Below are 8528 nucleotides of genomic sequence, written 5' to 3'. Positions count from 1 at the left end.
CGGTATCGGCGAAGGAAAGCTGATTCATGTCATTCGGTCTTGAGGTAATGGTCAGATCGGCATTGTCTCATATTGGGGACTTAATCGCAGTTTCCCTAATTAGCTAGTTCGATTGTGAAGCTTTGTAACAAAAATCGTATTGCATCAACATCTATATGGTTTTCTAAAAGCCAAAGTACAACTGCTTCTCCTTATGCGTTGATGCATTTTCAAGATTTCGCGCGTTCAGCTTGTTTTGGTAGAGCTAGCGGTTCCGTTCCAATGGGCTTCACTAAATAGGACTGCAGCATATCTAAATATTCGAAGCATGCTTACGTTGTTTCTTGCCTGATTTTAAGAAGACTGAACTATAAGAGTCAGTTCAAACTCTTACAGTTCAGTGTTTTCACGATATGATGCGACGGCTATACGTTAAACTTCCCAATCACCATTATAGAGTCGTTTAAGCATTAGTGGGTTACTTTGCTGCAATGCATCAGGTAACAGCATATCCGGTACAGACTGATAACAAACAGGTCGCAAGAAGCGCGTAATCGCTGCACTTCCAACAGAAGTAGTTCGGCTATCAGAGGTAGCAGGGAAAGGTCCACCATGCACAGTAGCATGATTAACCTCAAGCCCTGGCGGCCAGCCATTAACCAATAGCCTACCCGCTTTACGCTCTAGCGTAGGCATAAGATGTTTCGCTACACCTAAATCAGATTCATCTGCCTGAATAGTTGCAGTCAGTTGTCCCTCTAAACTTTCGGCAACTAAAACCATCTCTTCAAAGTTGTCACATTCTACAATGATGGCCGCCGAACCGAATACCTCTTCGTGCAAAGATTCGTCTTGAATGAAATCTTTTGCGCCTACACTAAAAAGCGAACCACGACACTGGTTAGGTAAATCCGATTCTTTCGCTTGGGCAAGCCTGCGTACATTTGGGTTATCATTCAGTAATGATAAACCCTTTTCATACGCTTCATAAATACCTGGCGTTAACATCGTATTTGTAGAAGATTCGTTCATAAAAGCCGATGCAGATTCAACAAAACTAGACAATAAAGCGCCTTTTTCGGCGATCAAAAGCCCTGGACTGGTACAAAACTGACCAGCACAATTATTTAAAGTTGTCACAAATGTTTCCGCCAAAGCTGCAGATCGAGTACTTAAAGCTCCCTGCAATAGAAAAACAGGATTGCTTGAGCTCATTTCTGCATACACCGGAATTGGCTCTTTTCGGGCCTGTGCAATATTCATCAATGCTGTGCCGCCACTAAAGGAGCCAGTAAAGCCAACCGCTTTGATAAACTTGTGGGCAACTAATTTTGCTCCCACTTCGCGACCAGATCCGAAGAGCACAGAAAATACCCCTTCTGGCATAGAGCATTGTGCTGCGGCTTTCTGCACAGCGCGACCAACAAGCTCAGAGGTACCGGGATGAGAAGAATGAGCCTTAACAATGACGGGACATCCAGAAGCAAGAGCTGAAGCCGTATCCCCTCCCGCTACAGAAAATGCTAAAGGAAAGTTGCTCGCTCCAAAAACCGCTACAGGCCCTAAAGGAATTTGACGTAGGCGCATGTCTAAACGCGGAAGTGGCTGTCTATCAGGCAAAGCGGGCTCAACACGGACGTCTAGCCAATCTCCTCGACTCACCACTTCTGCAAATAAGCGTAGCTGCATACAAGTTCTAGCCCGTTCTCCTTCAACACGAGCTCTGGGAAGACCTGTTTCAGCTATGATACGCTCTACCAACACATCTCCTAGTGCTTCAATTTCAATTGCTATCGCATTTAGAAACTCCGCACGCTGTGAGAGAGTCGTTTCCCGAAAGGCATCAAATGCTTGCCATGCAAGCGTTGCAGCGCGCTCTACTTCAGCCTCACTTCCACCCAAATATACAGGTTCTAATCGTTCTCCCGTTGCTGGGTTTATGGCACTAATCGGCGCTGAGCTACCAGTAACACTTTGCTGCCCAATCAACATTTCACCAGTTAAAAACATGTAAACTCCAAATGATCATCGATTAAAAGTATTAGCCAAGATTTCCGTGGTAGGCATCAGTAATAATTTGCTCTATATCCGAAGCTTTAGTTAAACGTGGATTAATAAGCACATTCCCGCTTCGCATTGAGTCTTGAACCATTTGAGGTAGCTTACCTAGTTCAACGCCCAGCTCCTTAACATTTGCAGGTACATCCATCGCGGTGTTTAAACGAACAACAGCGTCGATTGCTTTGCAACCTGCGCTATGGTCATCCAGCCCGTCTACGTTTTCCCCCATAGCGACTGCGATTTCTTTGAACAAACCAGGGCATGCAGGCATATTGAACTTTAGGACGTAAGGCAAAAGTGCGGCATTGGCCACTCCGTGAGGGATATTAAAAATGCCGCCAAATGTATGCGAGATAGCATGTACGTTACCTAACTTAGAAAGGGAAAATGCAACGCCAGCTAAAAATGAAGCTACCAACATATTTTCACGAGCTGACACATCGGATCCTACAAAGTAGGATTTCGTAATGTTTTGAGAAATCATTTTAATGGCTTCAATGGCTAAAGCACGACTAATAGGGTTAGCCATTTTAGAGACATAGGATTCAATTGCATGCGTAAGTGCATCCATACCTGTTGATGCAGTGATCGCTGGAGGCAGTTTCATTGTTAGCTCTGCGTCTAGAATCGCAATTTTAGGAAACAAACGCGGGCTAATAATGGCCGTTTTAAAGTGATTTTCTGGGTTCGTTACGACAGTTGATGCAGTACACTCGCTTCCCGTTCCTGAAGTCGTTGGTATTGCAAATAATGGCATTGGATCATTAATTAGTTTATCAAAACCTTCATAATCTAAAATACTACCAGGGTTAGTCGCCATTGCAGCAACCGCTTTTGCAGCGTCGATACTACTACCACCACCGATACCTATTATCGCATCACAATTAGAGCTCTTTAAAAACGCCACTGCATCGTCAATCACCGTGCTAGAAGGGTTTGGCTGCACGTCTTGATAAAGATCGTATTTCAAACCAGCGACATCCAATGACTCAAAAAATCCATTTAGCGTTCCAGAGTCTAATAGGCCTTTATCAGTGACAACTAACAATTTTTCTTTAACAAAAGGCTTTAATAATTCACCCGCCTGTTTTGCCAATCCATAACCAGATTTTAGTGTAGTAGGAAAAAAGAAGTTAAAATTTTGCATAGCATCCCCTTGAGGGGGCAAAAATACCCCCTAGTTAAAAATCATGAAATTAAATAGGTTATTTATTAACTAATAAAAAACAGTGATATGTCTGGAAGGAAAGTGAATAAGAGCAGGTCAACAATCATTACTAAAAGCAATGGAAATACTTTTCTTACAACAAGCGAAAATGAAGTATCACTCAGACTTTTAGCAACAAATAGGTTTACACCAAGCGGAGGGGTAAGAAGCCCAATTGCAAGGTTAGTAATCATAATGATGCCAAAATGAATTAGGTTTACATCTTCGTTGATAAGAATTGGTAAAAATATCGGAACAAGTAGAATGATTGCAGCATTCAACTCTAGAAAAGTACCAATTAAAAGAAGCACTAGGTTTATGGCTAGAAGCAGCCAAATCTTTTCTGCACCAATACTAGAAATCCAATTTGAAACTTGTTGTGGAAACTGCTCTGTCGTTAACACCCACCCCATTATATTGGCAGCACCAATAATCAACAAAACCATAGAAGAGGTCAGACCAGAAGACACAAACACTTCTTTTAAATCAGAAAACTTAAGCTCTTTGTACACAAAGACCGAAATAATTAACCCATATACACATGCTATGGCTCCTGATTCCGTTGGAGTGAAAACACCACTATATATTCCTCCCAATATTATAAATGGCATTGCTAACCCAAGAACGGATTTTTTAAGGCAAGATATAAAGTTAGCAAAACTAGTCGGCTCACTTCCTCTAAAGCCACGGGATTTAGAGTAATAGTACGAATAAATTATCAGTGAAAAACCAACAATCAATCCAGGCACAATACCAGCGATAAAAAGATCACCTATACTGACATTGGCAGATATACCGTAAACAACAAATGGTATGCTGGGTGGGATAATAATCCCGATTGTGCCGCCAACAGCCATAAGCGCAACGGAGAAACCTTTGTCATAACCTGCCTTTATCATCGCAGGAACCATTATACTACCAATAGCTACAACAGTTGCTGGTGCAGAACCTGAGATAGAAGCGAAAAACATGCTTGCCAAAAGCGCAATAATTGCTAGCCCACCTGGTGTCGAGCCCACAATACTTGCCCCAAGGTTCACTAGGCGAACGGATACTCCTCCTTTCTCCATTATCTTCCCTGCCAATAGAAAGAAGGGGATAGACATCAAAGGAAATGAGTCTATTCCTGTAAACATTCGTTGAACGGTTACAAATGCAGGAAGGTCGGCAAAAAAAACAAAAGCGACAATACAAGAAAACGCTATACATAGAGCTAAAGGAATATTAATCGCGACCATTAGCGCCATAGTTAAAAACATCGCAGATGTCATCTTGCACTCTCCTCGTTCAATACGTATGCGTCTTCTTTTCGACATGCAGTTTCAGCGGAGACTTCACGTACCTCGAAAAAGAAATAAACCGCTTTGATAAGGTATCTCATTGACATGAGAGCGAAACCGCAGGGAACCGCTGCATATGCGATATACATAGGCATCCTTAAAGCCGGTGATAGTTGCCCCATAGTCATCATTCGTCCGATAAACTCAGCCCCAATGTAGAAAAACCAAGAACAAAAAATAAAGCAGACAGCATAGCTTAATATTTCAAATATTCGCTTAACCTTACTTGGAAGAATAATCACTAAAGCGTCGACTGATATATGAACTGATCGTTTAACGCCTAAGCTTGCTCCAACAAAGACACACCAGATCATAAGATATCTTGCAACTTCTTCAGACCAAGGAATCGAAATATTAAAGAAGGACCTATTCACAACACCAAAGAACACAACCAAAAGCATCCCCGACATTAGAATGTAAACGAGCCACTCTTCAATGAAAGTAATCACGGCATCGATTTTTTCTATTTTTTTATGAAGAAACATAAAAGAACCTCTAAAGCTCAAAGATACAAAATCTTTAAATATCAGATCCACAAAATATGTGGGTCTGATTTAAGAAAATCACTAGATAATTTCCAAGCTTTATAAATTAATTATCAGACTCAGCCGCCGCGACTGCATCCATTAACTCATCGATAAGTTTTTCACCTAGCTGGTCTCTAAAAGTATCGTATACAGATTTAGTTGCTTCTCGGAAGTCACCTTTCACTTCATCAGAAAGGTACTCAACCTGCATTCCTTTCTCTTTTAGGACCTCTATCCCTTTATCTTCTTGTTGAATATTTAACTGTCGCTGAACATCGCTCCAGTTTTTTGATTCTTCAATAATGACCTGCTGATAATCTTCCGGTAGACGCTCGAAGAATCTGTTATTCACGATAAAAGTAAACGGTCCATAAACATGACCATCTAGCGTCAAGTGCTTTTGAACTTCATAAAAACGCATACTTTCAATAAGTGAGATTGGGTTCTCCATGCCGTCAATCACACCTTGCTGCAATGATGAGTAAAGCTCACTGAATGCCATAGGTGTGGCAGATGCTTCAAGTTCATTAACCATTGCAATGTGTGCTTGGTTCTCCATTGTTCTAATTTTCAGCCCTTTTAGATCTTCTGGAGTTTTAATTGGACGCAAGTCATTAACAAAATGTCGGAAACCATTTTCTCCCCAAGCTAGACCTCGAATTCCCGTTTTTTCAAGCATTCCGTCTAAAATTTTGTCGCCGAACTCTCCATCCATTACTTTGTAGGCCACATCTCGGTTTTTAAAAAGATATGGTAGATCAAACACCATTGCTTCTGGATAAATATTTGGAATCGGACCTGCTAAAACTGCCATCTCGATAGAACCAAACTGAACGCCTTCGAGCTGCTCTCGCTCTCCACCAAGTTGGCTCGCCGGATATGTAGAAATAGATATAGCACCATCAGTTCTACGTTCCACATTTTCTTTGAAAGTAGCTAATGATTTTTCTAACCGGTCATTTGTTGCAGGGGAAGAATGGGATATCTTTATGTTGAAATCGGCAGCATAAACACCTGACGAAATACAAACACCTAAAACGGAAGGTACAAGAATAGAGTTAATTATATTTTTAAACATATTTGCCTCTTTTATTATTAAAATATTATGTTTTCATGAAGTTAATAAGAAACCATAAAGTATTTCGTCTCTTATTCTCTTAAGTCCAATCTTACATACTCCCTTTTTTTTTAGTAATGAAGATTCAGAATTGGGTGATAACCATCAGTTATCACCCGTAACTGATGTTGTATTTATGAGCAAACGAACGAGGCTCCCTCATAGCGGAGCCATGTCAAGAAATAGCGGCAGAGTTGAGAATGTAGAAGGGGCTTAAAAGTGAGCTGAGTGGCATGATGCAGTCAACCCAAATTGTAATTCGGCAGTAGAGTTATAATAAATGGTTATCGTTGCCACTCTGCTTGATCGTAAGTTATCCCTGCACCCACAAACAATTTAGAAATCAATAGGTGCGCGGTAGGCGTCAATGATGTGTCCTTTCTTTTCACGATGCCTATTTTACTCATCAGCGAGGTCACCTTCACATCAATCAATGCTATAAGCCCTTTACTGATAAAGAACTCAGCCACATCATGGGGAAGCACAGCTAACAAATTAACATCGTGCTGAAGTAGCATAATGGTTGAAAAGGCTGACGACGATTCTACTGGATGCTTCACTATTTCTAGTCCCAGCTTTTGCATTTCATATTCGATTGACTGACGCATTGGTGTGTTAGAGGTATACAGCACCCAAGGATGGTCTACTAAATCTTCTAATGAAGTCGTCTTATTTTGCAGTAACGGATGATCAACATTGGAAACAATTGCAAGCGGCTCTTCACTCAAAGCAATGCTATCGTACGGCAAAATGTTTTGCCCTCTACTGACACGACAGACAGCAAAATCAATACGCCCTTGCTCAATCTTGTGCAGTAAATTAGCACTATTGTTCTCGAAGATTTCAACTGTTAGGTCAGGCTGATCACGACGTAACTCATAGATCGCTCGAGTTAAAATAGGCACAGTCCCCATAATACAACCGACAGATAAATGCCCACCAGCTCCCTCTGCTATCCCAATCATTTCTTCCCTCATATGAGACAGATCGTTAAAGATCATCCTGGCGTATCGTGTGACACAGCTTCCGATTTCGTTTGGGGTCATCCCCTTAGATGTGCGATCGAAAAGCTTGAAGCCAATCGATGTTTCTACTTCATTTAAAAGCTTAGTTGCGCCTGGCTGAGAGATAGAAACCGATAATGCAGCCTTATGCAGAGAGCCATAATCTTCTATAGCAACTATCAGCTGTAGATGCTTAAAACGTAAACGGGAAATCATCGATTGCAGGGAAGGAACCATCATACGTCCTATTTAATGAGTTTATGCTATGTTGAAACACATATTTTATATCGAAATCATGCATTTTTAGAGACATTGTTTTAGATCAAATAGATAGTCGTCCCTGAAAATCTCTCAACCTATTGAATCTAATGCGTTTTTATAAGATAGTTAATACCTAAATCTTACGATAAATATGCCTTTAGACCTAAAAAGTTGCAGAATGGGTGAGTTTTATGAAGCCTCGTCAGACAAAGACCATGCCGCAAAAGGATTTATTCCAACCTCAGCTCGTAGACATCATTAACCCCAATCATCCTTTAGTTCGACTGGCTAAGATCATTGATTGGAATTTGTTGGATAACGAATTGGGGGTGCACTTTGCGACGGTTGGCGCAGCGGCTCTGCCGACTCGTCTTATGGCTGGATTGCTGTATTTGCAGCACTTGCATAATTTGTCTGATGAGATGGTGCTGGAGCAATGGCTTGAATCGCCTTATTACCAATATTTTTGCGGCGAAACCTTTTTCCAACACAACTTCCCGTGTCATCCAACCAGTCTTGTAAAATGGCGAAAACGGCTAGGAGAAGAAGGCTGCGAATGGCTGCTTACCCAGACGATACAAGCAGGATTGAAACTAAAAGTCATCAAACCAGCGAGCCTAAAACGAGTCGTGGTAGACACCACGGTACAAGAAAAAAACATCACCTTCCCAACCGATGCCAAGCTCTACAACAAGGCTCGACAGCAGCTCATTCAGGTAGCCAAAGAACAAAATATCACGCTAAGACAAACCTACGACAAAGCCTGTCATGAGTTAATGCCTAAAATTGGACGTTATGGTCACGCCAAACAATACAAACGGATGAAAAAAGCGATTAAGCAAGTCAAAGGCTTCTTAGGGCGAGTCCTGCGAGATATTGATCGGCAAGTAAAGCGGCAAGGATTAACGCTCACCCAAAAACAGGAAGACACACTTAAGGAAACTGCGATTAAGTCCCCAATATGAGACAATGCCGATCTGACCATTACCTCAAGACCGAATGACATGAATCAGCTTTCCTTCGCCGATACCG

6 protein-coding genes and 1 pseudogene are annotated in these 8528 nt (G+C 41.5%); 1 reads left to right on the top strand and 6 read right to left on the bottom strand.

Annotated elements, in window-relative coordinates:
- Positions 1 to 411 precede the first annotated feature (411 nt).
- From DFP77_RS18990 to DFP77_RS18965, 6 genes are all read right to left on the bottom strand, one after another.
- The gene (locus DFP77_RS18990; protein WP_114413754.1) at positions 412 to 1989 is read right to left on the bottom strand and encodes an aldehyde dehydrogenase (NADP(+)); all 1578 of its coding nucleotides are present in this window, start codon (positions 1987 to 1989) and stop codon (positions 412 to 414) included.
- 31 nt (positions 1990 to 2020) lie between these two features.
- Positions 2021 to 3187, bottom strand: coding sequence for an iron-containing alcohol dehydrogenase (locus DFP77_RS18985; RefSeq protein WP_114413753.1), 1167 nt, complete (start codon positions 3185 to 3187; stop codon positions 2021 to 2023).
- A 65-nt stretch (positions 3188 to 3252) separates the two neighbouring features.
- Positions 3253 to 4518 carry a TRAP transporter large permease gene (locus DFP77_RS18980; RefSeq protein ID WP_114413752.1) on the bottom strand — a complete coding sequence of 422 codons (1266 nt, stop codon included), beginning with the start codon at positions 4516 to 4518 and terminating at the stop codon, positions 3253 to 3255.
- A complete protein-coding gene (locus DFP77_RS18975) occupies positions 4515 to 5072 on the bottom strand; it encodes a TRAP transporter small permease (protein ID WP_114413751.1) in 558 nt (185 codons plus the stop codon). Before DFP77_RS18975 ends, DFP77_RS18980 begins: the two co-directional genes overlap by 4 nt.
- A gap of 106 nt (positions 5073 to 5178) precedes the next feature.
- Positions 5179 to 6192, bottom strand: coding sequence for a TRAP transporter substrate-binding protein (locus tag DFP77_RS18970; protein ID WP_114413750.1), 1014 nt, complete (start codon positions 6190 to 6192; stop codon positions 5179 to 5181).
- Positions 6193 to 6515: 323 nt separating this feature from the next.
- Positions 6516 to 7475, bottom strand: coding sequence for a LysR family transcriptional regulator (locus DFP77_RS18965; RefSeq protein WP_258861230.1), 960 nt, complete (start codon positions 7473 to 7475; stop codon positions 6516 to 6518).
- Between the two features lie 212 nt (positions 7476 to 7687).
- On the opposite strand from DFP77_RS18965, the pseudogene DFP77_RS18960 reads away from it, so the two are divergent.
- Positions 7688 to 8437, top strand: a pseudogene (locus tag DFP77_RS18960) (IS5 family transposase); the annotation flags it as partial.
- Between the last annotated feature and the right edge of the window lie 91 nt (positions 8438 to 8528).

This window comes from Marinomonas foliarum, assembly GCF_003337275.1.
Classification (GTDB): Bacteria; Pseudomonadota; Gammaproteobacteria; order Pseudomonadales; family Marinomonadaceae; genus Marinomonas; species Marinomonas foliarum.
This window is presented reverse-complemented; position numbering and strand designations above follow the sequence as displayed.

Coding starts and splice junctions, on each gene's coding strand:
- DFP77_RS18985 (WP_114413753.1), bottom strand. CDS start 3,187: ATGCAAAATTTTAACTTCTTTTTTCCTACTACACTAAAATCTGGTTAT.
- DFP77_RS18990 (WP_114413754.1), bottom strand. CDS start 1,989: ATGTTTTTAACTGGTGAAATGTTGATTGGGCAGCAAAGTGTTACTGGT.
- DFP77_RS18975 (WP_114413751.1), bottom strand. CDS start 5,072: ATGTTTCTTCATAAAAAAATAGAAAAAATCGATGCCGTGATTACTTTC.
- DFP77_RS18970 (WP_114413750.1), bottom strand. CDS start 6,192: ATGTTTAAAAATATAATTAACTCTATTCTTGTACCTTCCGTTTTAGGT.
- DFP77_RS18980 (WP_114413752.1), bottom strand. CDS start 4,518: ATGACATCTGCGATGTTTTTAACTATGGCGCTAATGGTCGCGATTAAT.
- DFP77_RS18965 (WP_258861230.1), bottom strand. CDS start 7,475: ATGATGGTTCCTTCCCTGCAATCGATGATTTCCCGTTTACGTTTTAAG.